The organism is Aquiflexum sp. TKW24L, assembly GCF_023502205.1.
Lineage (GTDB): Bacteria > Bacteroidota > Bacteroidia > Cytophagales > Cyclobacteriaceae > Cognataquiflexum.
This window is the reverse complement of sequence record NZ_JAMFLG010000002.1, coordinates 258,899-283,868: the sequence shown is the minus strand read 5'-3', so window position 1 is coordinate 283,868 and position 24,970 is coordinate 258,899. Positions and strand designations below refer to the sequence as shown.

At 42.9% G+C, this 24,970-nt stretch carries 23 protein-coding genes and 1 tRNA gene; 10 read left to right on the top strand and 14 right to left on the bottom strand.

Annotated features, from left to right (window positions below; genetic code table 11):
- Positions 1 to 18 precede the first annotated feature (18 nt).
- The 4 genes from M3O96_RS02615 to M3O96_RS02600 form a co-directional block, all read right to left on the bottom strand.
- Complete coding sequence (locus M3O96_RS02615) at positions 19 to 942, bottom strand: aspartate carbamoyltransferase catalytic subunit (RefSeq protein WP_241139804.1); 924 nt, start codon at positions 940 to 942, stop codon at positions 19 to 21.
- 7 nt (positions 943 to 949) lie between these two features.
- Positions 950 to 1,492 carry a bifunctional pyr operon transcriptional regulator/uracil phosphoribosyltransferase PyrR gene (gene pyrR / locus M3O96_RS02610; protein WP_249718495.1) on the bottom strand — a complete coding sequence of 181 codons (543 nt, stop codon included), beginning with the start codon at positions 1,490 to 1,492 and terminating at the stop codon, positions 950 to 952.
- 275 nt (positions 1,493 to 1,767) lie between these two features.
- Positions 1,768 to 3,417 carry a transcriptional regulator gene (locus M3O96_RS02605; RefSeq protein ID WP_249718494.1) on the bottom strand — a complete coding sequence of 550 codons (1,650 nt, stop codon included), beginning with the start codon at positions 3,415 to 3,417 and terminating at the stop codon, positions 1,768 to 1,770.
- Positions 3,414 to 3,821 (bottom strand): EVE domain-containing protein, encoded by a 408-nt coding sequence (locus M3O96_RS02600; RefSeq protein ID WP_249718492.1) that lies wholly within the window; start codon positions 3,819 to 3,821, stop codon positions 3,414 to 3,416. Before M3O96_RS02600 ends, M3O96_RS02605 begins: the two co-directional genes overlap by 4 nt.
- Before the next feature lie 151 nt (positions 3,822 to 3,972).
- Here M3O96_RS02600 and M3O96_RS02595 point away from each other — a divergent pair, with 151 nt between their 5' ends.
- The 3 genes from M3O96_RS02595 (at position 3,973) to M3O96_RS02585 (ending at position 6,685) form a co-directional block, all read left to right on the top strand.
- A complete protein-coding gene (locus tag M3O96_RS02595; RefSeq protein WP_249718603.1) occupies positions 3,973 to 5,631 on the top strand; it encodes a DNA polymerase/3'-5' exonuclease PolX in 1,659 nt (552 codons plus the stop codon).
- Between the two features lie 2 nt (positions 5,632 to 5,633).
- On the top strand, positions 5,634 to 5,921 hold the full coding sequence (locus M3O96_RS02590) for a hypothetical protein (protein WP_249718490.1): 288 nt from the start codon (positions 5,634 to 5,636) through the stop codon (positions 5,919 to 5,921).
- Between the two features lie 110 nt (positions 5,922 to 6,031).
- Entirely contained in the window at positions 6,032 to 6,685 is a 654-nt protein-coding gene (locus M3O96_RS02585; protein WP_249718488.1) for a YiiX/YebB-like N1pC/P60 family cysteine hydrolase, read from the top strand.
- Between the two features lie 10 nt (positions 6,686 to 6,695).
- On the opposite strand, the gene M3O96_RS02580 is transcribed toward M3O96_RS02585, so the two are convergent.
- The 3 genes from M3O96_RS02580 to M3O96_RS02570 are packed head-to-tail and all read right to left on the bottom strand — an operon-like array spanning position 6,696 to position 10,367.
- On the bottom strand, positions 6,696 to 8,072 hold the full coding sequence (locus tag M3O96_RS02580) for a putative oxidoreductase C-terminal domain-containing protein (RefSeq protein WP_502798891.1): 1,377 nt from the start codon (positions 8,070 to 8,072) through the stop codon (positions 6,696 to 6,698).
- A 4-nt stretch (positions 8,073 to 8,076) separates the two neighbouring features.
- The gene (locus M3O96_RS02575; RefSeq protein WP_249718485.1) at positions 8,077 to 9,447 is read right to left on the bottom strand and encodes a Gfo/Idh/MocA family protein; all 1,371 of its coding nucleotides are present in this window, start codon (positions 9,445 to 9,447) and stop codon (positions 8,077 to 8,079) included.
- Positions 9,448 to 9,473: 26 nt separating this feature from the next.
- Positions 9,474 to 10,367, bottom strand: coding sequence for a DUF6807 domain-containing protein (locus tag M3O96_RS02570; protein WP_249718483.1), 894 nt, complete (start codon positions 10,365 to 10,367; stop codon positions 9,474 to 9,476).
- A 154-nt stretch (positions 10,368 to 10,521) separates the two neighbouring features.
- On the opposite strand from M3O96_RS02570, the gene M3O96_RS02565 reads away from it, so the two are divergent.
- Positions 10,522 to 11,451, top strand: a complete 930-nt coding sequence (locus M3O96_RS02565) for a ThuA domain-containing protein (RefSeq protein WP_249718481.1) — start codon at positions 10,522 to 10,524, stop codon at positions 11,449 to 11,451.
- Positions 11,452 to 11,667: 216 nt separating this feature from the next.
- Here the strand turns inward: M3O96_RS02565 and tnpA are convergent, their stop codons facing one another.
- The 4 genes from tnpA to M3O96_RS02545 form a co-directional block, all read right to left on the bottom strand.
- On the bottom strand, positions 11,668 to 12,117 hold the full coding sequence (gene tnpA, locus M3O96_RS02560; protein ID WP_241139787.1) for an IS200/IS605 family transposase: 450 nt from the start codon (positions 12,115 to 12,117) through the stop codon (positions 11,668 to 11,670).
- Between the two features lie 340 nt (positions 12,118 to 12,457).
- Positions 12,458 to 14,737, bottom strand: a complete 2,280-nt coding sequence (locus M3O96_RS02555) for a xanthine dehydrogenase family protein molybdopterin-binding subunit (protein WP_249718480.1) — start codon at positions 14,735 to 14,737, stop codon at positions 12,458 to 12,460.
- A gap of 25 nt (positions 14,738 to 14,762) precedes the next feature.
- Positions 14,763 to 15,221 (bottom strand): (2Fe-2S)-binding protein, encoded by a 459-nt coding sequence (locus M3O96_RS02550; RefSeq protein WP_249718478.1) that lies wholly within the window; start codon positions 15,219 to 15,221, stop codon positions 14,763 to 14,765.
- Between the two features lie 56 nt (positions 15,222 to 15,277).
- Positions 15,278 to 16,567, bottom strand: coding sequence for a Gfo/Idh/MocA family protein (locus M3O96_RS02545; RefSeq protein ID WP_249718477.1), 1,290 nt, complete (start codon positions 16,565 to 16,567; stop codon positions 15,278 to 15,280).
- Between the two features lie 202 nt (positions 16,568 to 16,769).
- On the opposite strand from M3O96_RS02545, the gene M3O96_RS02540 reads away from it, so the two are divergent.
- From M3O96_RS02540 to M3O96_RS02530, 3 genes are all read left to right on the top strand, one after another.
- Positions 16,770 to 17,627: a hypothetical protein gene (locus M3O96_RS02540; protein WP_249718475.1), complete on the top strand. Its 858-nt coding sequence runs from the start codon at positions 16,770 to 16,772 to the stop codon at positions 17,625 to 17,627.
- Between the two features lie 168 nt (positions 17,628 to 17,795).
- Positions 17,796 to 17,869, top strand: a tRNA-Asn gene (locus tag M3O96_RS02535).
- Positions 17,870 to 17,982: 113 nt separating this feature from the next.
- Entirely contained in the window at positions 17,983 to 18,120 is a 138-nt protein-coding gene (locus M3O96_RS02530; protein WP_249718473.1) for a hypothetical protein, read from the top strand.
- 432 nt (positions 18,121 to 18,552) lie between these two features.
- Here M3O96_RS02530 and M3O96_RS02525 read toward each other — a convergent pair whose 3' ends face one another.
- Entirely contained in the window at positions 18,553 to 21,726 is a 3,174-nt protein-coding gene (locus M3O96_RS02525) for an Ig-like domain-containing protein (protein WP_249718471.1), read from the bottom strand.
- A gap of 391 nt (positions 21,727 to 22,117) precedes the next feature.
- Entirely contained in the window at positions 22,118 to 22,273 is a 156-nt protein-coding gene (locus M3O96_RS02520) for a hypothetical protein (protein ID WP_249718469.1), read from the bottom strand.
- Positions 22,274 to 22,355: 82 nt separating this feature from the next.
- Here M3O96_RS02520 and M3O96_RS02515 point away from each other — a divergent pair, with 82 nt between their 5' ends.
- Positions 22,356 to 22,703: an Lcl C-terminal domain-containing protein gene (locus M3O96_RS02515; protein WP_249718467.1), complete on the top strand. Its 348-nt coding sequence runs from the start codon at positions 22,356 to 22,358 to the stop codon at positions 22,701 to 22,703.
- Between the two features lie 306 nt (positions 22,704 to 23,009).
- Here M3O96_RS02515 and M3O96_RS02510 read toward each other — a convergent pair whose 3' ends face one another.
- Complete coding sequence (locus M3O96_RS02510; RefSeq protein WP_249718466.1) at positions 23,010 to 23,927, bottom strand: TolB family protein; 918 nt, start codon at positions 23,925 to 23,927, stop codon at positions 23,010 to 23,012.
- 369 nt (positions 23,928 to 24,296) lie between these two features.
- On the opposite strand from M3O96_RS02510, the gene M3O96_RS02505 reads away from it, so the two are divergent.
- Complete coding sequence (locus M3O96_RS02505) at positions 24,297 to 24,578, top strand: type II toxin-antitoxin system HigB family toxin (RefSeq protein WP_283773940.1); 282 nt, start codon at positions 24,297 to 24,299, stop codon at positions 24,576 to 24,578.
- Between the two features lies 1 nt (position 24,579).
- Positions 24,580 to 24,936 carry a helix-turn-helix domain-containing protein gene (locus tag M3O96_RS02500; protein ID WP_249718462.1) on the top strand — a complete coding sequence of 119 codons (357 nt, stop codon included), beginning with the start codon at positions 24,580 to 24,582 and terminating at the stop codon, positions 24,934 to 24,936.
- Positions 24,937 to 24,970 lie beyond the last annotated feature (34 nt).

Genomic DNA, 24,970 nt, shown 5'->3' with positions numbered 1-24,970 from the left:
CTGATTATATAATTTGGACTATTTCGCCCCCGCAAGCAGATACAACACTGCCATCCTGATAGCGACTCCATTTTCAACTTGCTGGAGAATGATGGAATGTTCGCCATCTGCTGCATCCGAATTCAGTTCTACTCCACGGTTGATAGGACCCGGGTGCATGACCACAATTTTCTTGTCAAGGCGGTCAAGCATCTTTTTGTTGATGCCAAAATAAAGCGAATACTCCCTCAGAGATGGGAAATATTTGATCTGTTGTCTTTCGAGTTGGATGCGGAGGACGTTTGCTACATCGCACCATTCAAGCGCTTTTTGGACATCGTATTCCACTTTGACACCTAGACTGTCTATGTGTTTTGGCAAAAGGGTAATCGGTCCGCAGACCATGACTTCAGCGCCGAGTTTTTGCAGGCAAAAGATATTGGAAAGAGCGACCCTTGAGTGGAGGATATCTCCAATGATCGCTACTTTTTTTCCGGCCACATCTCCGAGTTTTTCCCTGATTGAAAAAGCATCTAAAAGGGCCTGTGTCGGATGTTCATGCGTACCATCACCGGCATTGACTACATTGGCTTGGATATTTTTGGAAAGGAAGTGTGGCGCACCAGGACTTGCATGTCTCATCACCACCATGTCCACTTTCATGGAAAGGATATTGTTGACTGTGTCGATAAGCGTTTCACCTTTTTTAACAGAGCTGTTGGAGGAAGAAAAATTGATCACATCTGCAGATAGCCTTTTTTCGGCTAATTCAAAAGATAATCTGGTACGGGTGGAATTTTCAAAAAATATATTGGCAATGGTAATGTCTCTCAGGGAGGGTACTTTTTTGATCGGGCGGTTGAGGACTTCTTTGAAATTGTCCGCAGTCTCAAAAATGAGTTGGATATCATCTGCGGTGATGTCTTTGATGCCTAATAAGTGTCGGGTGCTGAGTTGTGACATGTGTTTTTTATGCTTTTTCTGTTATCCAAATGGCATCTTTTTCAAAGCCTTTTTCTGCCCATTCCACTGAGACATATTGGCTCTCAAGCGTATTGACTTTCACCCCGCAATAATCCGGCATGATGGGATAATCTCTTGTATATTTCCGGTCGATCAATATCATCAGTTCCACTTTCTGTGGCCTGCCAAATGCGATCATGGCATCCAAAGCCGCCCTTACAGAGCGCCCCTTGTACAGGACATCGTCTATCAGCACAACTTTTTTACCCTCGATCAGAAAATCGATTTTGGTTTCGTTGGCTTTGAGAGGAAAATCCCTCCTCCTGAAATCATCCCTGTGAAATGTCGCGTCTAGGTAGCCAAAAGGCACTTTTACCCCTGCGATTTCTTCTAATAACCTCACAATCTTGTCCAAAACAATCGGTCCACGGGGCTGTAAGCCTAAAAGTACGGTATTGTCAAAAGTATCGTGGTTTTCAATCAACTGATGGCAGAACCGCTTGAGGATGATGGAGATCTGCTGTTGGTCCAGAACAAGTCTTTTTTGCATGGCTTTGCTTTGGGAGCAAATATAAAAAGTTTCAAGGTGTTTGGACTGAAAAATTTGAAAATTGAGGATTATGCTCGTCCACTTCTTTGCCACTCGCAAAAAATAAAGATTTAAGATGCGGCAATCAGACCATATCCGCTACCCTGCAACTGACTACTGAACACTTCCACTGCCTGTATACTGAAAACTGCGACTGTCAACTGAACACTGCGACTACTTACTGACACTACGACCTGCCAACTGACCACTGCGACTGCCTACTGCGACTACCCACTCTATTTCTTTGCCCCATCTTCGCTCTCCTCAGGCACATACAAGTCTCCATCCACTTTGATCCTTGTGAGAAAAAAAACCTCTTTGATTTCCTCCTTATTTTCAGCATTCATATACCGGATTTTCTGCTTGCCGGTCAACAAAAAATAATTGTCCATCCAGTGGCTAAGGGAAAGACTACCTTCCTGTGTTTCTCTCAATCTTTCATTTTCATTAATCAATTCAATTTCGAAAGATTGGTTTTGAAAAATCACCTCACCATTTTTGATATAACTCATGTACATATTAATGCCATCAAGGTACATATAATGGATTTTTTCCCCATCAAAACTTACTTCACCATATTTACTTGGGATGCTGGTCGATTTATTGAGAAGGTCAAGAGCACTGTCCCAGATGACATCACCTGCACGGTTTATAAAAAGGAAATAGGAGGATACAAATTCGTATTCACCTTGCTCTTGCCAGTTAAATGAATTCCCATACCTGGTACCGGGAAAGCTATTTGCGTATCGCCCATCTCCGTATCCCACCTGATCCATCATCAGCCTATTGGCGCTATACCGGTAAGACTCATTGGCATAAACCCCATCTCTGGGAATGTAGCGTGGATTGGTTGCCAAAAAATGATCACTGTAAACCAGATATCCCTGATTAAGTGTGATGACTTCTCTTGCAGAAAATACAGGTTTGATGGAAGGTGTTTTTCCTTTGGCAAAATACTTTTCCATATCTTGAAGCTTTTTTTCCTTTTGCTTTTCTTTCATGTAATTGAAAAAACTAGGGAAATCCTGAAGTGTCAGGTATTTTATTTTGTATTCACCAAATTCATTGACATCTGCCAAATAGATTCCCTGATAGGATTCTCTTTTTCTGTTTCCAAAAGTGCCGAGTATGGATTGTTGGTAATTTTGGATGGGGGTGAGGATACCTTCCACCAATTCCAGATTCGGATCTTCAAGTTTTTCAATGACTACTTCCCTTATTTTATTGCCGTTATCGTCAAAAGTCAACAGCGAAATCTGCTTCATTTTGTATTTATCCCTTCGACTGACCAACAAATCCAGAACACCCAGGTCACTTTCTTTTTTCAATTGAAGGATTTTAGTATCCTTGAAATATATACCCTGCACGGTGATAATGTTGTTCTCGGCAATATCAAAAATCTGTACAATAGGTCTTATATCAACTGTACCCATGAAAATCGCACTTCGGTTGAGTACAAAAAACTCCTGAAGTTCCATGGCGTAAAGATTTTCCAGGGGGATTTCTTTGGCAATCTCGCTTTTCAAATCGATTTCAATCATGTACCTATCCGAAGTTGCCACCGTGCCTTTTTGCATCAGGAGGTACAGGAAATCGCCCTCTAAATCGTAGCCCATCAGATCATACCCATCTTTAATTTTGATTTCCTTCAAACTATCCGAATTCAGGTTATTATCAGTCAAAAAATACTGGAGAGCCCGCCTGAGGTTCATTCCTTTTTCGGGCTGTACCCGAAATGCGATCAGACCACCAAGATTGGGAATGACTATGAAATTTTGATCAGAGAAACTTGTAGGAACCTCAAATCGATCTACATACATCACTTGTGAAAAGGCCGAAAAAGCCAATGAGAATAATAAGAGTAGGGTAAATATTGGTTTTTTCATGACCCTAGTTGAATGATGTGGTCAAATTGTATTTTTTCTACTGGCATTGTCGAAAGTCTTGATTGCTTGACCAAATATATTGTTGACAATATGCTGTCAGATTTTATTTGTTCTAATGTAACGGAATTAGCCAAAGCTTTGTGCGGTTTTAACTTCACTGCTACCCAACCTTTGTCTTCCCCATCTTCCAGATCAGGAAAGGCTTCCTGTGAAACCTTCGCTATTCCCACGATTTCTTTGTTTTTGCCGCTGTGGTAAAAAAGGACCTCATCTCCGGTTTCCATTTCCTTCAAAAAATTGCGGGCTTGGTAGTTTCGGATGCCATCCCAAATATCCTCTCCCTTCGAAAGCAGATCTTCCCATCCGTATTCGCTTGGTTCTGATTTGACTAGCCAGTATCTCATATTTGGGTTTAGTTTTGTAAGTGTCAAGTTAAGGGTTAAGATTTTATTTTGAAACATTAATTGATGACATTTGTCTATCTCAGGAACAAACATTTTCAAGATTTTGGACCAAAAAACAATCCTTCGCCTTCTCAAACGCAGCATCCAACTGATGGAACTGCATGATGAAAATTCATTTAAAATCAGAAATTACCAATCAGCGCTTATTAACCTTGACCGGAATGAAATTTCAGTTGTCGGAAAATCAGCCGAACAGTTACAATCGGAAGCAGGGATGGGCAAAAGCATTGCTGAGTTTGTTTTTTCTCTAGCGACAACTGGAACGCACCCTTATCTCGAAGATCTTTTATCCAAAACCCCAACAGGGATTTTGGAGGTTTTAGAGATTAAGGGACTTGGGCCAAAGAAAGTGAAAGCACTTTGGGAAGAGTTGAACATCACATCCACGCATGAATTGCTTGAAGCTTGCCAATCTGGACAAATAGCGAAAGCAAAAGGATTTGGAGAAAAGACGCAGGTTAGCATCCTTGCTTCGCTACAGTTTAGAGAAGCTAATCAAGGGAAATGGCTTTATGCCGACTTGGAGGAAATGGTGGAGGCTTTGGGAGCCAAAATCAAAGAAATAGACGGAGTCAAGGAAGTGATGGCGGTAGGTGAGTTTGGAAGAAAATCTGAGATTATAGAAGTGGTTGAATTGCTCGTCGCTACCGAAAACCATGCTGATACAGTATCCCAACTTTCAGGTTTGGAAAATCTGGAGTATAATAAAAAATTATCCAGTCCATTCAAATGGCGAGGGAAGATTACAGATCCCGAAGTGAACATGTTGATTCATTTTGCCCAACCTTCCCATTTTGTCGAAGAAAAAATTGTAAGGACCGGTACAAAGGCCCACTTACTATACCCTTTGGAAGGTGAGAAAACATTGATTGAAATCCTCAGGGAACCGGCATTGATTACCTCAGAGGATGAACTTTTTGCAAAAGCCGAATTGCCTTGGATTCCTGAGGAATTGCGTGAAGGATACATCGAATTTGATTTGGCAAAGGATGGGAAAATTCCACAATTACTTGAAGACAATGATCTGAAAGGGATTTTGCACAACCACTCTACTTACAGCGACGGCAAGCACACCTTGAGGCAGATGGCCGAATATTGCAAGGAATTGGGGTATGAATATCTGGGAATTTCAGACCACAGCCGCTCCGCTTTCTATGCTGGAGGTCTTGAAAGTGAGAAAGTTCAGAAGCAACATCAAGAGATCGATCAATTGAATCAAGAATTGGCTCCATTTCGCATCTTCAAGGGAATAGAAAGCGATATCTTGACCGATGGAAGCTTGGATTATCCTGCCGAAGTGTTGGCAAGCTTTGACTTTATCGTTTCATCTATCCACTCCAACTTAGGAATGGACCGGAAAAAGGCAACCTCAAGACTGCTCACTGCGATCATGAATCCTTATACCACCATTTTGGGCCATCCTACGGGAAGATTACTCCTGCGAAGAGAAGGCTATCCCATCGACCACAAAGCGATCATTGATGCCTGCGCAATATATAATGTAGTGATTGAAATCAATGCTAATCCATGGAGATTGGATTTGGACTGGAAATGGATAAACTATGCCACGGTTAAAGGGGTGAAGCTATCTATCAACCCGGATGCCCACGAAATGGAAGGCTATGCCGATATGAAATACGGTGTGATCGCAGGGAGAAAAGGAGGGTTGACCAAAGACATGACCTTCAATGCCATGTCAGCGGATGAAATCGGAAAATATTTTCAGGAAAGAAAAAGTAAAATCAAGTAAGGATGAAGTGGTTTGATAAAGATGAGAACCTGCTTTTGCAGCGTTCTTTTATTTTTGGAGTTGTAGGTATTGCAATTTGTTTGGTGCCGCTTTTCAACGGATACTTTCAGTTTATGAATGCTCCGATGGGACCACTTAATGGAGTCGGATTGTTGTTGCAGTTTTTCGGTTTAAGTATCGCCATCATGGTATTGAGGAAAAGGAGAATCTCCGAACAGTCAAAGGACAAAGCCAAAAAAATGATTTTGGTGCTCGGAGTAGCCTTGGTGTTTTTTTTTATGGTGATTTGATAGTTTCACAGTCCATAGTCGACAGACCACGGCAGCTTCTTTCTTAATCAACACTAGACTTATTGAATGGGAGATTTTGGTAAAAAAATATGTCACGAAAACCTTAATCAATGAAAGCTCAGAATTCCATAATTTTTTCAATTGTATTTATGATGCTGGTTTTTTCATGCATCCAAAAGGAGTTTCAATGGCTGGAAGGCGATATCCTTTTTCAGGATGGGGATTGTGGGGATTTTTGTGAGGCCATCAGGAAAGTCACCGAAGGATATCAAGGCATCGAATTTTCGCACAATGGCTTGATGATGAAGGAAAACGGTGATTGGTTTGTACTTGAAGCGATCGGAAAAGGGGTGAGTAAAACACCTTTGCAGGAATTCCTCAATAGACACCTTGACGAAAATGGAAAGCCAAAAGTAATGGTCGGCAGGCTAAAACCGGAATTCCAACATTTGATTCCAACTGCTATTATGGAAGCTCAAAAGTACCTTGGCAAACCGTATGATTCGGCTTTTGATTTTGACAATGATGCTTTTTATTGTTCTGAATTGATCCACTTTGCCTTCAAAGCTGCAAATGGAGGTTCGGACCTTTTCCAACCCAAACCCATGACCTACAATGATCCTGACACAGGGGAACTGTTTCCGATTTGGGAAGCTTATTTTTTGGAATTGGGAATTCCCGTTCCTGAAGGAAAACCAGGTTTGAATCCGGGAGGGATGTCATTAGAACCAGTTTTGGAGATGATGGAAATTTCGGGAAATTGAATTGATGGATTTATTTCCTCGCCATCTCCAGCGCCTTAGTAGTGGTATAATACTTCACGATCATATTGGGAACCTCCCAATCCGGCATTTTTCCCGATTCGAAATACTCCAAAAACTTCTCCGTCACCTGCCCAAAATGCGCTTCATGCCCGATATGGTAGCTGTCAGGAATGACGATCAGGTATTCTCCGGTTTCTTGTTTTTGGAGTCCGAGCCCCGGGTATTTGGTCTGAAGGGTTGAAGCTATCGCATTTTCGAGTGCTTGGTCTTGTCCCTCCAAGAGTGCCACATACAAAGTGGGTTTGAAGTATTCTTCTTTTCCCTGCCGGATAATGAGGTTTGCTTTGGTGCCCTGCATCATGCTGTAATGCGTATCGCCGGCACCCTCAGGCGCCTCAAAATTCCAGATGACGCTGACTTTGGCATATTTTCCTTTCAGCGTGTAATTCATTTCTCCATTGCAAAACACCTCGAGGTTTCCGTTTTTAAGGTTCTTTTGCAAAAACTCTGGAAACTCCGCCTTGCCGGTGACTTTACTGAATTCTTCTATTGTCAGGGAAGTTGGCCATCTTTTGGCAGTCAGCATCTGCACGTCCGTGGTATCCAAAACGACCTCAGGAAAAGCCTCCCATTGGATCAAATCCACCAAATGCGTCGTCACATCAACAATGCCTTCCCCTTCTTTGATCACATCAAAAAACCAATCTGGTCTCACCAATGGATTACCGGAAACATACTTGAAAAAGTGGTGCACGCTCTCTTTGGTAATGGCAGGATTTTCCGGTGTTCCTGTTTCCAATTCTCCAAAAACCTCCGGTAACATGGAGAGCTCCCGCTGAAGCAGAGAAGCGATCTCAAACCGCTCGGTCATGATGTCATACAAGAGGAGATTTTTCTCAGAAGCTTCATTAAATGCTTTGACCAATTTATGAAAACCTTCCTGATTGATGACCAAAGGCTTGTCAGCATAGACATGGACACCATTGGCTATGGCAGCAGTGATATAGTCGATTTTCTGGTCATTCTTTCCGGCGACGACCATCACATTGCCGGGTTTTTTGGAAATCATTTTTGCCAAAAAATCATTCCCTTTTTCCACTTCTATGTTCCATGCTGTCGGGGATTCTTCCCTCGAATTGTAGCCCGAGATCCTTTTGATATAATCTTCCAATTCCGCCCCCTCGGGTGCAAAAACATAAACCGTCGAATCAACCTGCGGATACATGGTCTTGTGGATGAGCCCTGCATGGAAATGTCCAGGGTCAAGACTCATGATGGTGACTTTGCCTTTATCCGGTTGATTCATATTTTCATTTTTTGGTGCAATACAGAATTGGAAGCAAATCAAAAAAGCCAAGAAAGGAAGTGTGCGGAGACGATTATTCATCTGATTAGATTTTGATGTGATCTGTTCCGTAAGGCGCACGCTGTGGTCTGCTTAGGTGGGCGTTTGCTTCCTCGTCATTGACAAAGCGCTCTGTTTTGGGATCCCATTCTAGTTTCCTACCCACTTTCATGGCCACATGGCTGACCAAGCAAACAGAACAAGCACGGTGACCGATCTCGGCAGGAGAAAGCGGTTGCGCTCCGGATTGGATGCAATCGAGCCAATTGCCGTGGTGTTCTTCGCTTTCATATAAGTGTATTTCTCCGGCTCCGATTTCGGATTCAAGGATTTTTGGATCAGAGGCATCCAAAGCTTTGGCGTTGTTGCCTTGAGAGACAGGGTCACTTGCTGATGCGGTATAATTTCCTCTTGAAACCCAAATCCAACCTTCCGATCCCTCAAATCGGATTCCGTTGGGATAGCCGCCGCTTGTGAGCATCGTGATGCCGTTTTCATATTCTGCTTTGACCATAAAGTCGCCGTGGACATTCCATAAGCCTGAGCGCGGAAATTCGGCAACTGCTTCGATAAATCTTGGTCCTGTCAATTCAGTGTCCATTCCCCAAGCCGCTGAATCAAAGTGATGCTGTCCCCAACCTGTGATCATCCCTGCGCCATAATTTTCATGGCGGAGCCAACCTGGACGACCATAATCATGCTGCGGGTGAACGCCGATTTCTGTGTAGGGGACTTCCGGCGTGGATCCAAGCCAGATGTCAAAATTCAGGTTTGTCGGGATCGGCATCGCAGGGGCTTCAGGTCCTGCTGGATCACCGGGCAAGCCTATCCTCACAGTATGCAGCTTTCCGATCCTGCCATTTCTAACCAATTCAGCTGCCCTTCTGAACTGAAAACAGGATCGCTGTTGTGTCCCGAGTTGTAGGATAACCTTGGTTTTGTTGATTGTTTCCACCAACTGCCTGCCTTCCCTGATGGTCAAGGAAGTTGGTTTTTGGAGGTAAATATGTTTGCCAGCCAAAGCCGCTTCCATGGCAGGCTGGGAATGCCAATGGTCCGGCGTGCTGATGATGACTGCATCAATGTCTTTGTCTTGGAGCATTTGATGGTAGTCTGCATACTGCTTCACGGCTAGATAGGGACTGCCCATCTTTTTGGTGTAGAATTGCTCGATCAGTTCTTTTCCTTCGCGCATCCGTTTGCTGTCCACGTCTGATACCGCTACTATTCTGGCCACATCATGCTGCCATGTTCCTGGCAGGTCGTGATCCCTTGCGATCCTGCCGCATCCAATCTGACCGATATTTATTTTGTTGCTTGGAGCATTTTTCCCAAAAACGGAAGATGGGACGATCGTAGGAAATCCGATTATTGCTGAGGCCATGGCGCTGTTTTTAATAAAGTTTCTTCTTTTCATGAGGAGGATCTAAGGATGGTTTGTGGTCAGTTTTTGGAGAAGATTTTCCAATATTCGTCTGCTTCCGCAGTAGTTATTTTTCCGTCAAAGACGACCATTCGGTAATGGAGTGTGTATTTTTTGCCTGGAAGGATTTCCCAGGATTCGTGACGGATGGGGCAAAATTCGACAAAGACATTTTCTTTTCCTTCATTGGAATCTTCCGGCCATACCCGCATCGGTTCGGGGTGTGACCTGTTGTCAGGATGGCTGAGAAAAAGGATTCCACTTCTCCCTGAAGGAGCAGCGCTTTCACCTTCCACGATCAGCCACTTGGCAAATGTCCCATCGGCTGATTTCCTGTCACTACCTTCGGAAGTCAAAATGGTACTGTTGGTATGGTCCCACTCTTCGGTGGCACGAAAACCAATTCCGCCACCATATCGGTATGCTTCAAGCATGATGCTGGATTTCAGGGGGGTGGAGATTGTGGTGGAATAATCGACGATATACTTTTCGCCTTCTTTGCTCCAAACCCGGATGGAAAGGTCTTCCTCGAGCGCCAATTGCGGACCTTTTGGAGCCAATAGGTCCATGTGGTTTTGTCTGACCACCAATTCTGAATACTTGGAATTTGTTTTTCGGGAAAGGATGCGCTCAAAATCTACTCTACCTTTCAAATCTCCAAGGTTCCAAAAATCTACTTCCCGGCCTTCAATGGTGGTTTTGGTCCACGGTCCCCAAATCCCATAGTGGTGGTAATGATCTGGAGGCTGGATTCTCGTAAGAATTTGACCGGAGGGGGAAACAAGGGGATGGATAAATCCTGACTTGCGGAACTCAGGCTTGACATCAGGGGGAACATCTGCTGTCGCAGTCTGATAAGTCAATAGGAGTTGGCCGGAGGCTTTAAAATTGATACCGTTTGAGGTTTCTTCCATGGTTGTATTTAGGGAAAAAGAATTGCAGGAAAAAATAATTGGAGCAAAAGTGATATATAAAAGTCTTTTGAATGTCATTGGTTTTTAAGTTATTCGGATATGTAATTTATCAAATTCCTCAAAAAACCAACCCTCCTTTTACACTAATTCACAGATGATTAAAAAGATTTTGTCTGCATTACTTCTTTTGCTTCAGGTTTATTGGGTGCAGGGACAAGACCTTCCTGAAGTAAAACTGGACCAAACATGGAAAGATAAGATTCATGAACTTGCTCCCGAGAAAGCAACTTTTCCCTTTTCTGAAAAGAATAACATCCTTGTGTTCTCCCTTCATACAGGATATGAACATTGGGTGATTCCGCATACGGAGCAAATGATCAAGATAATTTCTGAAAAAAGTGGCGCTTTCCATGTCAAAGGAAGCAAAGATATCAACATGTTTGAATCAAAAAATCTTGCTAAATATGACGCTGTCGTACTCAACAATACTTGCTCTAAAGAAGATCACCGCAACCTTTTTTGGGATAAACTCCGTGCAGAATCCGATGCAGACAGTGCGGTATTGATGAAGAAGGCACTTCAATTGGAAAAGAATTTATTGAAATATGTTGAGAAAGGTGGAGGCTTATTGTTGGTACATGGGGCTGTAGTCACCCAAAACAATTCTAGAGCTTTTAGCAGGTTGGTCGGTGCAAGTTTTGATTACCATCCGCCACAGCAAGCTATTCAGATCCGGTTAGCGGATCCCAAGCATCCTTTGGTGCAGGCATTTCCTGCTACTGGATTCAACCATGTCGATGAACCTTATTTTTACAAGAATGCCTATGCAGATTTGGATTTCAAGCCTTTGCTTTACTTCAACAATGCAGAAATTATCGATCAGAAAAATCCTTTGACCAAAGGAAAAACTTATGTCGCATGGATAAGGGCACAGGGCAAAGGAAAAGTGATGTATTGCTCTCCTTCCCACAATGCGCAAAGTTTTGAAAATCCAGATTTACTCAGGTTCTATCTGAACGGACTGCAATATGTGGTGGGAGATGTGGAATGTGACGAGACGCCAATAGGGAAGGGAAGCCTTTGAGGGATTGGTTCAACTCCTCCTGAGTTGTCCGTTTCATGCTAGTTTGCTCATCCACTGGTTTCACCCGCGGTTATCATTGTGGAAACCTTTCCAAGGCTTCTTTGGTTTTCAGGTCAAGAGCAAGTACGGAGTACTTGAAAAACAATAACCCCCAATGTAATTGGGGGGCCAGAGATATGTAAGGGTACGGCCAACTCTAAAGGAGTTGAACATATTCTATTTGAAAAGATACTCCTCTTTAAACTCAATTTCATTTTCGATCAATAGCCTCTTATATTCATCATAGAAGGATTCTTTTTTATGGTGTTCTTTTTGATTTTTGATGTATTCAACAAGATTTGGTTTTTCTTTATTTGAGTAGGTAAATGCACCATAACCTAGTGCCCAACCATCCCAATTAGGAAAATCAGGATTTTCCTTCATCCAATTGCTACTTGCAATTTTGATATCCTTGATAAAGTCTGCTAAACTTTGACTTGGGTGTAAATCAGTCAAAATATGGATATGGTCTCCGATCCCATTTATTCGATAGAGGGTGCATTTTTTGTTTTTTGTGATTCCCCAGATGTATTTATAGAGTTCAAGGCAATGAGATTCTGGAATTGTGAATTCTCTTCGTTTAGTTCCAAAAATCAGGTGGTAAATGATCTGTTTGTAACTGCTCATATTTTAAAAAGGGTATGTGTAAAATAAAATTAGTTAAATATTTTAAATAATTCAACTCCTTCAGAGTTGCCCCTAACACCAAGATTTCGATGGTCCACGGGTTTCACCCGTGGTTATTATTGTTGAAGCCTTTTCAAGGCTTCTTTTGATTCAGTGATTTCTTGCAAATCCATGGGTTTCACCCGCGGTTATTGTTGTTGAATCCTTTCCAAGGCTTGTTTGGTTTTCAGGTCTGTAGCAAGTACGGAGTACTTGAAAAACAATAACCCCCAATGTAATTGGGGGCTTTGAGAAAATCTGAAGAAACACCAACTCTGAAGGAGTTGAACTTGGCACACATTTATGCCTTAAAAGGCAGCTGATAGATTCTTTCGCCTGTCAGTTTATACATCGCATTGCACAAAGCCGGGATGTAAGGAGGCACCGGAGGCTCGCCGACACCCGTTGGTTTTTCCATACTCTCTATAATATGGACGTGGATTTTCTTGGGCGATTGGGGCATCCTGATGATTTGGTAGCCATCAAAGTTGTTTTGCTGTGGGATTCCATTCTCGAAGGTGATGGCTGAAGTGGTCGCCAAACTTGTCGCAAACTGTGCCCCACCCTCAAACTGGGAGCGGATCCTATCTGTATTGACTCCGATACCACAATCCACCGCATAGAATACTTCAGGGATGGTAACTTTGCCTGAACTGTCTTTTTCCACCACCACAATACAAGCCACATAAGTCAAGAAGCTTTTGTGGGCGGTAAATCCTACTGCTTTTCCATCTGCCAGTTTTTGGTCCCAATTGGCTTCTTTGGCAACCCTTTCAATCACTTTTTTCATCCTTCCCGTATTCCATGGAAAAGTTTCTATGGCCTCGCCATAGTTTTCATATTTCCCGTCTGTTTCCGGTTTGAATTCAATGTTGCGGTCCTCACCGAGCATCTGAAGCGCATGCTTTACAGAATCGATGCCTCGGGCTTCGGCGATTTCATCCATCATACATCCGATAGCAAAAGCGTGGTGGATATTACTCACCGATCTCAGCCATCCGATTCTGGTATGCGCTGTTGACTCGTGGGTTTCTATCTTAATATTCGGCACATCATAAGGAAAATCCGTACAACCCAAACCCAATTCACCATCAGAAGGATGAAGTTCTGTGGTACTGCCTGTTGCTCCGATGGCAGGAAAAACCGTGTGGTGATTCCATCCTGTAAAGTTCCCGTCTTTGTCTATCGTTGCCTTGATCCTTTGTGCACTGTGGGAGTGGAAAAAGTCAAAATGTAGATCGTCTTCCCGCATCCACTGTACCCTCACCGGTGATTTTGCGGCTTTGGAAAGTAAAGCAGATTCCACCACAAAATCAGGTTTGGACTTTCTTCCAAATCCTCCTCCTAGCAAAGTGACATTGACTTTGACTTTGCTTACATCAATTCCCACCGCTGCGGATACCGCTTGTCTTGCCCACTGCGGATGTTGGGATGGTGCCCATATTTCACAAGTTCCATCTTCCTTGTAATGTGCGATGGCAGCAGGCGGCTCAATGGTGGCATGCGCATAGAATGGAGCCAAATAAGTCCTTTCCAACACCTTTCCTGCAGCTCTTTGGGCAGTAGCAAAGTTGCCTCTTTCCCTTCTGACTTTCCCATCCTTGGTGGTGCTTTGGAGCATTTCTTCCAATTGCTTGGTGGAATTGTAGGTTTGGTTTGGACCCAAATCCCATTCTATTTCCAAAGCATCACGGCCTTTCATGGCTGCCCAAGTATTGTCTGCTAGGACGGCGACACCCTCCAAGGCTTTGTCCAATCCGGGAGGAATTCCTGCACCGTCGATCTTGATGACTTGAGTTACACCCGGGACAGCGAGGGCTTTGGCATCATTGATGGAAATGACTTTTGCTCCGATGACTGGGTTTCTCCTGATAACCGCAATCTGCATTCCTGGCAAATCCACATCAGCACCAAAAACAGCCTTGCCTGTGGTGATATCTCTGGCGTCATAGATGGTGACATCTTTTCCGATTAGTTTATAGCTTGAAAATTCCTTCAAAGTGATACTTGCCGCATCAGGCAATGGCATGTCTTTGACGGTGGCAACCAAGTCTCCAAAGTCGATTTTCTTTCCGGATGAATGGATCACCTGAGAGTTTTCGGTATGGCATTCCTCGGGACTAACCTCCCATTTTTTGGCTGCGGCGGCGATAAGCATGTGTCTTGCCGTCGCTCCGGTTTTTCGCATAGGTTCATAAAACATCCTGACTGAAAATGAGCCGTCGGTGTTTTGGTTTCCATATTTATCTTCATCGCCTTCGGCTTGCACAATTTTTACTTTGGACCAATCGGCGCCCAATTCATCCGCCACGATCTGTGGTAGGGTGGTGCGGATGCCTGTCCCCATTTCGGATCGGTGAGCGACGATGGTGACTTCATTGTCAGAGGTGATGCTGATAAATACATTGGGGGCAAAAGTGATGGTCTCACCTTTGGGTCCGGCACATTGGAAATTGACCCCCAAAAGGAATCCTCCTGTAGCCAGAGAACTGAGTTTCAAGAAATCCCTGCGTGAAGGAACAAAGACTTCGCTTTTGTCTTCAGCTTTTTTGTTTTTTAAAAACGGGAAGTTCGGCATCATATTTTTTGATGTTTTGGGTTCAGGATTAAAGTGCTTTGGATGCGGTGAGAATGGCTTCTTTGATGCGGTTGTAGGTGCCGCAGCGACATAAGTTTCCTGCCATGGATTCTTCGATCTCAGCATCCGATGGGTTCGGACTTTTCTTAAGTAAAGCCGCCGCATTCATGATCTGACCTGTCTGACAATACCCGCATTGGGGAACCACATGCTCCACCCAAGCGTCCTGAAGGGGGTGATGCCCTTCAGAGTCAAGTCCTTCGATAGTGGTGATTTTCTTGCTTCCAACCGTAGAGATGGGAGTATTGCAAGACCTTACTGCTTCGTCATCCATATGTACCGTACAAGCTCCGCATAGCGCTTGCCCGCAACCGAATTTGGTACCTTTCATTGAGAGCAGATCTCTCAAAACCCAAAGCAGTGGCATGTCCGGATCAGCGGTCACTTCCTGATTATTTCCGTTGACAGATATTGTGAATTTTTCCATAGTGGTCGGATTGGTCTTTGTTGTTTGATGGGTAAAAGTTAATGATTATGAAGAAATTATGCACCGATGAGGTTCCATTTTTCCCTGTAAGACCTGAATAACAATTCATTGGAAGCGTCATCTTTTACGAACAGCTCTTTTTTTGCATCCCATTTTAGGGATTTTTCCTGCTTGTAGGAAATCAGTGCCAGGTGCATCGGTAAAGTCATTCCTCTCGCATATTCAAGGTTGGATTCAGGTTGCTGACGGGATTTGACGGCATCGAGAAAATTCTGTTGGTGGCCCGGCGACCTTGGGATTGACTTGGCGATTTCAGGAATATCAGTCAAAGTTTGGCCATTCATGTGAATGGCCATCGAGCTGTAATCACAGATCAGGTTTCCTTTTGTACCTTCAAAATAGGCTCCTATTCCCATTTCCTCAGCACCTTGGACAGGTGGAGGCGTGGAGGTCCAATGGAGATTGAGTTTTTTAAATTTGAAATCCACATCAATCCATTTTGGGGTATCGCCGACACCGTCAGATTTTTCTCCTTTGGCCGAAATGGATTTTAGCCCGCTTGGCGCAATAGACATCCACACCACATCAGCGATATGACACCAAAAATCCTGGAAGACACCTCCGGAATAATCCATAAAATACCGGTAAGTGAAATGACATTTTTCAGGGGCATATTCTGAATAGGGTGCTGGGCCAAGCCACATGTCCCAATTCAGGTTAGGTGGTGGAGTTTGATAGTTGAGCTTTTCTATGAGTGGAGGTTCCCCTGTTTTCCAAAGCCTCACAGTTTTGATTTTTCCGAGTTCACCCGATTGGATGATCTCGGCAACCCGGTGGTAATTGTCTCCTGCATGGATCTGTGTGCCCAATTGGAAAACCCTGTTGCTTGACTTTTGCGCAGCCAACATCAACTGTCCTTCCCTAAGCGAGTAGGAAAGCGGCTTTTCGCCATAGACATCTTTGCCTGCCTGAAATGCCAAGATGGCAATCTGTGCATGCCAATGGTCTGGTGTGGCGATGGTGACTGCATCGATATCCTGCCTCTCCAATACTTTTCTGAAGTCGGCATAAATTTGGGCTTTGGTATCCGGATGTATTTTTTTGAGTTGGGCCAAAGCTTCCTTAGCATGCTCTTCGTCCACATCACAGAGGGCGACGATTTCTGCTTCGGGTAAGTTGGCAAACCAATTCATATGTGCCAATCCCATTCCGCCAAGGCCGATATGCGCGATCCTGACCCTGTCAGAGGCGGCGGCTTTGAGGCCTTGAAATGGTAAAAATTGAAGTCCGAGGGCTGTAAGGACAGAGTAGCGTACAAAATCTCTCCTGTTGATGTGTTGACTCATGGGATTGGTTTTCTAAGGTTGGTGGTGAATTTTTGAAACAGAGCCTTCTTTAAATTTGAATATAATCAAAAATAATCTGTGATTTTTATCTCCTTCTTTGAGATTGACTTTTGTTTATATTTATTGGACAATAGAAATATGAACGGGCAGCGGGTGCCATAAATGGCTGATAACCAAATTCGAAAATTGAAGTTGTATAGGTATGATAAAGAGGTTTTTTGATTGGCAGATTGGGATATTTGATTTATTAGATGAGCATTGGGAAAGTGACCCCGTGTCAAAGTGGATCAGCAACATAGTTGTTCTATTCTTTGTAGGAGGATTGCTGATGGGATTGCTTTCCTACCTTAATATTTTCCATTTTGGTGAGAAATTTTCTGCCTTTTATGCCATCGAATTGGCGTTCAATGTGCTTCTGGTATTTGAAGTGTTGGGATTGATTTTTCTGATTCCAAAGTCAGTGGCGGATTCAGTTGGAAAGCAGTTTGAGATTATTTCCCTTCTTTTGCTTCGGGATGCTTTCAAGGAGTTTGGACATTATTTGGGAGACATGACCTGGGAAGTAGGGTTTTTGATGGAACTCCTGCCTATTGTTTCCGATGCTTTTGGTGCGATTTTGATTTTTTTGATCACAGGGCTTTTTTATAGGGCGCAAAAACATATCCGCATCACCAAAACTTACGAGGAGCAAAAGGGATTTGCCTCCATTAAAAAGCTGATTTCGATTTACCTGACGGCTTCCTTTATACTGTTGGGGATATATGACATTTTCACGGCTTATCAGACTCATGAGTTTATTTACAGCATCAAGTTGTTTTACACTTTGCTGATTTTCACAGATGTGTTTATCCTGCTGTTTTCATTGCGGTACACTACCAAGTATTATAACCTTTTCAGGTATTCCTCTTTTGCCTTGGCGACGATATTCCTGAGGCTGACCCTGTCGGCCCCTGCCTATTACAATGCTTTGTTGGCAGTGATTGCAGGTTTGATGGTTTTGGGAGTTACCTATATTTATAACAAGCTTTTGATAAAGCAAGTGGTGGAGGGAAAGGAATGAGATGTGGGAAGGAGATCAAAATATAAAAGTAAGTCCCTGATTTATAGGAATAATTAAGTTGCAGTTGATATTATTCCAATTTTTTTGTGGAGTCAGTTTGGAAAAAATGGCTTAACCTGCTAATATTGCATCACCTTAGACCAAAGGGTCTGATAAAATCAATAAAATTCCTCCTTAGCTCAGTTGGTTAGAGCACATGACTGTTAATCATGGGGTCCTAGGTTCAAGCCCTAGAGGGGGAGCAAAAAGCCTCAGAGAAATCTGAGGTTTTGTCGTTTAAAAAGGCTTCAGAACGCGATTATGAGGCCTTTTTCCTTTTTTAGCAGGTTGGGTTTCCTCAAAAATATCTCAACACATGAAATGGGGAAAAGTGCTGATTTTAGTACTTTATTCTAAAATGCGGATGAAATGCATCTACCTTGAAATCTTTGACAATGATGTTTTGGACAACATGCATGATCAGGTTTGCAGAAGGGTCTTTGGGAAGGCCTAAATGGCACACGTTTAACCAATGAATATTTAACTCATCAAGCATCACCAAATCGGTGGGGCTTTTCTCTTACTGATTTTCCACCCAAACTCTTATCTTCGCGAATAAAGTTTTCCCCACAGGGGCAATCCTTTGGAATTTCAAAGCAACTTGTTTCCTAAAAACCTAAACCCGTGGAGGTTATTCCGGTCAGAAAATACCTGTGCGACATTTCTCCAGAATGATCGGCTTTTCACAGCTTCTAAAATTTTGTGAAGCGAGCGCCGGAAACACCACTATAAGGAAACCCAAAATAGAACCAGTTTTTAACCTGGTTCCATAGGATGCAAACACAATTCTGAAGACCTGCAACCATTTAATTCGTATATTCATAATCTTCAGTTTACTTGTTTATGGCGTTTATTCCACGTCCAGAGACTCCCTGGTCAATAGCCACTAGCGCAAAAGCAGCATCTTGTTGGTTACCTGTTTTGAGTTGTACTGGATTTGATAGATATACAACCCCGAATTTTGTAGGGTGGCGTCCCAGATAATGGAATGCTCCCCGACCTCCATTTGACTTCTGCCAAGGACATCAACTAACCGCCCGGCATGGTCGAAAATGTTAATCTGGACGAATGCAGGCTCTGGTAGATTGAAACGGATGGTGGTTGTTCCTGCAAAAGGATTCGGATAGTTCTGGTGCGACATGGTTAGGTTTTCTGAGTCGGATAAAGAGGAAACTTCAGATAATGGCAGAATACCCCCAAGTGGAAGCGTAGCTTCACTTATACTTGTGTTTCCATTGCCGTCTGTGGCGGTACAGCGTAAAACCACGACATTTCCTTTAACCGACAGCAGTTTGCCTTTCGCATCGAAACTGAACTGATATTTGGTCTTATCATAATAAGCACCGATCACTTGGCCCTCAGTCACCTGTATTCCTCCATTTGCTACTACTTCTGCCCAGAAGGCTGCTGCATTCGGAGCTTGAACACTTACAGTATTTTTGGCTGGATCAATGGTCAGGCTGTACCCCTTCCTGTTTTTAAGGGACACTTTAAGATTGGTCAGGTTAGGGATCAATATCTTCGAACTGCTTGCCACCACCTCCGAGCAGACGTCCGAAGAGTTGCAAGAAATGGCGTAAGTGTTTGGCTTGGCGGCAGGCTGCAGGGCAGCTTCCACTAAAGGACCTGTTGTATCCTCCACCGTCACGATAATATCTAACTCGGTGCTAAGGCCACACTCATCCTCTACCTTAAGCTTCACCTGGTGTACGCCAGTGGTAAAGATTACATCAGATGTACTTGAAGAGGTTGGACCCGCGATGATAATATTGTTCTCATACCAAGAATAGATCAGGGCTCCGCCTTCTGGATCAGTACTGTTTGAACCATCAAGAGTAACATTTGTGCCGGATGGGTCTGCACACTCCGTCGTTATGTCATCTGCCTGGGCCACAGGAGGCTCGTTTGGCCCAACCACTTCGAAAGTCACCGTAATAGGTTCGGAGTCATTTAATTCCGAATCCCTCATTCTGTACTGGAACTGATCAGTGCCGGTAAAGCCAGGATTAGGGGTATAGTTAAATGATCCATCAGGGAAAGCAGACAAGGACCCGTTATCCACGCCGTCTACAATAAGGGTTGCCGTCAGGGCATCACCGTCAGGGTCAAAATCATTTACTAAGAATCCTGGGGCCGCTATAGTCAAAGGAGTATTTTTTACCACACCGAAAGCATCATTTGTACCAGAAGGGACCCTATTGCCTTCATAGACCTGAATAGTCACCGTAATGGGTTCGGATTCATTTAATTCCGAATCCCTCATTCTGTACTGAAACTGGTCAGTGCCGGTAAAGCCAGCATTAGGGGTATAATTAAATGATCCATCAGGGAAAGCAGATAAGGACCCGTTATCCACGCCGTCTACAATAATAGTTGCCGTCAGGACATCGCCATCCTGATCAATGTCGTTCATTAGAAATCCTGGTGATGCGATCACGAGTGTGGAGTTGGCCAAAGCACCATATTGATCATTACTGCCCAATGGAGTTCTATTAAAGGGCTCCCCGACTTGAATAGTCACAGTAATAGGTTCTGATTCGTTTGATGAGGCATCTCTCATTCGGTACTGGAACTGGTCGGTCCCGATAAATCCTGGATTTGGTGTATAGTTAAATGATCCATTTGGGAATGCAGACAGGGTCCCATTATCCACGCCGTCCACTATGATGGTGGCCGTCAGGGGTTCCCCATTCTGATCAATGTCATTCATTAGGAAACCAGGAGCAACAACTGATAATACCTTATCGTTCGCCGTTTTGTAAGCATCTGGGAACCCCACCGGAAGAACTCCAGGACCAATCACTTCGAGAGTCACCGTAATGGGTTCGGATTCATTTAATTCCGAATCCCTCATTCGGTACTGGAACTGGTCGGTCCCGATAAATCCTGGATTTGGTGTATAGTTAAAAGATCCATTTGGGAAGGCAGACAGAGAGCCATTATCCACGCCGTTTACAATAAGGGTTGCCGTCAGGGCATCACCGTCCGGGTCAATGTCGTTAACAAGGAATCCTGGCGCAGCAACAGTACGGACTGTGTTTTGCATAACACCGAAAACATCATTTGTCCCCGATGGAGATCTATTGCCTTCATAGACCTGAATAGTCACCGTAATGGGTTCGGATTCATTTAATTCCGAATCCCTCATTCTGTACTGGAACTGGTCAGTCCCGATAAATCCTGGATTTGGTGTATAGTTAAATGATCCATTTGGGAAGGCAGACAGAGAGCCATTATCCACGCCGTCCACAATGAGGGTGGCCGTCAGGACATCACCGTCCTGGTCAATATCATTGGCCAAGAATCCAGGGGCGGCTACTGTCAACACCTTGCCAGAGAGTGCACCAAATGCATCGTCGGAACCAATGGGAGTTCGATTTCCCGCCTCACGAACTTCAATAGTCACGGTGATAGGTTCTGATTCGTTTAATGAGGCATTCCTCATTCTGTACTGAAACTGGTCAGTGCCGATAAATCCTGGATTTGGTGTATAGTTAAATGATCCATTTGGGAAGGCAGACAGGGTCCCATTATCCACGCCGTCCACTATGAGGGTGGCCGTCAGCGTTTCCCCATTCTGGTCAATATCATTCATTAGGAAACCAGGGGCAGCAATGGATAACGCCTTATCGTTCGCAGCGACGTAGAGGTCGTTTGTGCCGATAGGGGTGTCATTACAAAAAACGGCTGCTATTCTACCCTGGCTCTGCTGAGTGTCGTGGTTTTCAATGGTTAACACACCTTTTTGAATTCCTGGTTTTAGCCGACTTGGTTTATCAACAGGAACTTCATTTTCTGTTAAAGGGGATGAATTGATTTGGCTAAACTTTTGGATGAACTGGGGCGAATCCGATTTGTGCTGAACTGAGTTTGTGAGGGGAGTTCGATCGCTTGATACCCGTTGAACATATTCTTTTGGGACGGCAGAACGGGTGGTTAAGGGGGGAACATCTGATAATTTTTCCTGCGCAAAACCTACATTTGAAAAAACAATCATCAAAAGCAAAAATGCTAGCGCTTGCGTGGTGTATGAGACGAAAATTTGGTAAATTTTTTTCATAATTCGAGGAGTTTTGCGTGGAGAATCATAGAGCTACCCTAATTTTATCAATTACGTTATAACATATTGATGTTAAGGTAGTTGAAAAATATTATATAATCAATAGGTTAGCTTTCATCATTTTTTCCCGTACCAATAGCCGTCATTTGGAACGCCTCCCGAAATTTCACTGAATGTTTGGTTCATCTGAATTCCATGAGAACTTTGCCACGGATTATAAACGAAGCCATATCGTTTTTACCGCTCCAATCAATTAAGTGCGTACACTTTCACGAGGAATTACCTTGAGCTCTTTGACAACGATGTTTGGACAAAATGCATGAACAGGTTTGCAGAAGGGTCTTTGGGAAGTCCTAAATGGCACACGTTTAAACAGTGAGTATTTAACTCATCAAGCCTCGATATTCAGCTTGCTTTGATCTGTGATTTCCTCTCCACTAACTTTAACAAGTAAATAAACCCTGCTTCGGTTGCAACTATCGTTGATAAGGGGAGCCAATTCAAAAAAGAGGTCAGAAATGACCTCTTTTTTTGTTTTTATATTCATCAAGTTCCGTTTAAAGAAGGTTTTTTCGGTTGTAATTTTTTCATTTCTGAACTAGGAGAATTCCTTAAATCCCCTTGAAATTATGATAAATACTCGAGCAAGAGCTGACGGCATTGGTGCAGGTTTGAAGAATACAGCAATTTTTATAGCCAACCGGGGTTCCGTTGATGGTAATTATTTTGCCGCGACTGTTTGTAATGAATATGCTGTTACTGTCGATGGAGTTACTTATGGTGACTGGTATTTACCTTCAAAATACGAGTTAGATTTACTTTATATCAACCGAATTGAAATTGGAGGTTTTGGCAATAGCTTTTATTGGAATCCAACTGAAATCGATAATCAAAATGCGTGGCGCCAGCATTTCGTCGGCATGGGTATGGCAGGTAGCAGAGAAAAGGCCAGTACCAGCCATGTTCGTGCTTTTTAAGCACAAAAAAAGTAATTTGCAAGGCATACAAATTTCTCATAAAAATGAAATTCAGTGATCAGAGGTAATGGATCTTTTCCATTAAAATATAAATAGGATTATCCGCAATCATACCAATGATTCAACAGGAGTGTTAACCACTGCGGATAATCGTCAACAGATGGTAGTCCATAGTCCAAAGCTTACTTTCTTAACATCCAAATCTTATTCCCTTAGGTTCCTACTCATACAAGTTGATAATCACTATTATTGACCTCATACCTGACGAAATAAAATCAAATCCTCAGGCAAGAAATCAATCAGATATTACTTTTTTGTCAAGTCAGTATAGCGTACAAATGCGATAGATTTTCCGTCAGGAGACCAGCTGTGTACATTGATTGTTCCCTGACCCCCGTAGAATACAGGAGTTATGTCTTTAATTTCTTTGGTCTCCAGATTCATTATTCTCAGCTTCACTTCTTTTCCAAAAGGATGTCCTGCTTTTTGATCTTCCAAATAGGAAATGTAAACAATTGATTTATTGTCAGGACTCGGGTGAGGAAACCAATTATCGAGTTCGTCTTCGGTCAGTTGTGCAACGCCGGATCCATCGGGTCTCATTCGGTAAATATGCATTCTGCCTGATCTGTGGGAGTTGAAATAAATCCAATTTCCATCGTAGCTGTACTCCGAACCGTCGTCCAGCCCCGCTGTATTTGTGATATTGATTTCTGTTCCGCCCTGAGTAGGGATTTTGAACAAATCCCAATCATCGTTTCTTCTTGCGGTATAGATGAGAAAGTTGTTGTCAGGACTTATTCCATGCCAGTAACTGGGGAAATTAGGGGTTACTAATCTTGGGTTGCTGCCATCAGCATTTGCTACATAGACTCGGGAATTGTTGGTAGGAGCTGCATCCTTGTCATTTTTACTAAACACCAGAATTTTGCCATCAAAGCTTAGTCCATGGTCATTATTGACAGTGTTGATTCCTTCTGGATTGATCTTGCCCAGATTATTTCCCTTTAAATCAATTTTCTCTAAAAAACCACCAGCATTTATGATCAAGAATTTGCCGTCTCGGCTCCAATTTGGAGCTTCAAAATGTCTATTTTCCTTGATTAGAACTTTCTCCTTTCCAGATTTCACTTTTAGAATGATCAATTCACTAGATAGTTCTTTGGGTACCTGCGCAATTGAGTTGAAGGAAACCAGAAGTATTAAGGCGAGTAATCGTTTCATAGGTTTTGGGTTTTTAATTGGTGACAATTTGATACCCTCAATTTCAAGTTTTTATTTAAATTCTAAAGCAAAATTTTGTAGACGGTGATTAGTCAAGGTCTGATGCAAGCTTCCGATTAGTTACGGCTTCCCTCCTCCTTTTAAAAAATGGAAGTTTTCAATCAGGGATTTTGGGCTTAATCCCTTGGTTCATTATGTCTTTCAGTGCTAGAATAACCTGTTTTTGGTTACAACTATCGCTGATAGGGGGAGCAAAAAGCCTCAAATCGCAAGATTTGAGGCTTTTTTTGTGATTTTTTTTAAAAGTTTTCTTTTAGTGAACTTTTTGTAATTTTGACTGTGTTTAATATTGTCACAAGAAAAACTCTATTGGAGTATTCCATAAAATACCCTCAGGCAACCTCAGCACTGTTTGAATGGTATCATGAAATCCTAAGGTCGGAGTTTAAAAGTTTCAACGATTTGAAAAGTGTTTATAGAAATGCAAGTCTCGTTGGCGACGATAGGGTAGTCTTCAATATTATGGGGAACAAATACCGCTTGGTTGTAAGGTTCGTTTTTGATTTCAAAGTGGTCCAAATCAAATGGTTTGGTACCCATAAAGAATATGACAAAATAGATGTAGCATCAATAGTCTTTAAGAACAAATGATATGGAACTGATAGTAATTAAGTCCGATGTTCAATATGAGCAATATTTGAATTGGATAGATGAAATGTTTGACAAACAAATAACTCCGGATACTGCGATAGGGAAGCAAGTTGAAGTTGCGCTGTTATTGATCAAGGATTATGAAGACAGAAACTTCCCCATCCCATTACCCGATCCCATAGATGCTATCAAATTAAAAATGAATGAATTGGGTCTGAAAAATAAAGATTTGGTAGGGAAGGTTGGGAGCAAAAGCTATATCTCAATGATTTTAAACCGTAAAAAGCCACTTACTTTGGATTTGGCCAAACTATTTCACAAGGAGTTGAAAATACCTGCAGAAATACTCCTTTCTTGATTGCTAGAAAAGTTCTTAAACACTATTTTAATTT

Excerpts from the sequence above, each read along its gene's own strand:
- M3O96_RS02615 (WP_241139804.1), bottom strand. The coding sequence starts at position 942 with ATGTCACAACTCAGCACCCGACACTTATTAGGCATCAAAGACATCACC.
- pyrR (WP_249718495.1), bottom strand. The coding sequence starts at position 1,492 with ATGCAAAAAAGACTTGTTCTGGACCAACAGCAGATCTCCATCATCCTC.
- M3O96_RS02605 (WP_249718494.1), bottom strand. The coding sequence starts at position 3,417 with ATGAAAAAACCAATATTTACCCTACTCTTATTATTCTCATTGGCTTTT.
- M3O96_RS02600 (WP_249718492.1), bottom strand. The coding sequence starts at position 3,821 with ATGAGATACTGGCTAGTCAAATCAGAACCAAGCGAATACGGATGGGAA.
- M3O96_RS02595 (WP_249718603.1), top strand. The coding sequence starts at position 3,973 with ATGGAACTGCATGATGAAAATTCATTTAAAATCAGAAATTACCAATCA.
- M3O96_RS02590 (WP_249718490.1), top strand. The coding sequence starts at position 5,634 with ATGAAGTGGTTTGATAAAGATGAGAACCTGCTTTTGCAGCGTTCTTTT.
- M3O96_RS02585 (WP_249718488.1), top strand. The coding sequence starts at position 6,032 with ATGAAAGCTCAGAATTCCATAATTTTTTCAATTGTATTTATGATGCTG.
- M3O96_RS02580 (WP_502798891.1), bottom strand. The coding sequence starts at position 8,072 with ATGAATAATCGTCTCCGCACACTTCCTTTCTTGGCTTTTTTGATTTGC.
- M3O96_RS02575 (WP_249718485.1), bottom strand. The coding sequence starts at position 9,447 with ATGAAAAGAAGAAACTTTATTAAAAACAGCGCCATGGCCTCAGCAATA.
- M3O96_RS02570 (WP_249718483.1), bottom strand. The coding sequence starts at position 10,367 with ATGGAAGAAACCTCAAACGGTATCAATTTTAAAGCCTCCGGCCAACTC.
- M3O96_RS02565 (WP_249718481.1), top strand. The coding sequence starts at position 10,522 with ATGATTAAAAAGATTTTGTCTGCATTACTTCTTTTGCTTCAGGTTTAT.
- tnpA (WP_241139787.1), bottom strand. The coding sequence starts at position 12,117 with ATGAGCAGTTACAAACAGATCATTTACCACCTGATTTTTGGAACTAAA.
- M3O96_RS02555 (WP_249718480.1), bottom strand. The coding sequence starts at position 14,737 with ATGATGCCGAACTTCCCGTTTTTAAAAAACAAAAAAGCTGAAGACAAA.
- M3O96_RS02550 (WP_249718478.1), bottom strand. The coding sequence starts at position 15,221 with ATGGAAAAATTCACAATATCTGTCAACGGAAATAATCAGGAAGTGACC.
- M3O96_RS02545 (WP_249718477.1), bottom strand. The coding sequence starts at position 16,567 with ATGAGTCAACACATCAACAGGAGAGATTTTGTACGCTACTCTGTCCTT.
- M3O96_RS02540 (WP_249718475.1), top strand. The coding sequence starts at position 16,770 with ATGATAAAGAGGTTTTTTGATTGGCAGATTGGGATATTTGATTTATTA.
- M3O96_RS02530 (WP_249718473.1), top strand. The coding sequence starts at position 17,983 with ATGAAATGGGGAAAAGTGCTGATTTTAGTACTTTATTCTAAAATGCGG.
- M3O96_RS02525 (WP_249718471.1), bottom strand. The coding sequence starts at position 21,726 with ATGAAAAAAATTTACCAAATTTTCGTCTCATACACCACGCAAGCGCTA.
- M3O96_RS02520 (WP_249718469.1), bottom strand. The coding sequence starts at position 22,273 with ATGAATATAAAAACAAAAAAAGAGGTCATTTCTGACCTCTTTTTTGAA.
- M3O96_RS02515 (WP_249718467.1), top strand. The coding sequence starts at position 22,356 with ATGATAAATACTCGAGCAAGAGCTGACGGCATTGGTGCAGGTTTGAAG.
- M3O96_RS02510 (WP_249718466.1), bottom strand. The coding sequence starts at position 23,927 with ATGAAACGATTACTCGCCTTAATACTTCTGGTTTCCTTCAACTCAATT.
- M3O96_RS02500 (WP_249718462.1), top strand. The coding sequence starts at position 24,580 with ATGGAACTGATAGTAATTAAGTCCGATGTTCAATATGAGCAATATTTG.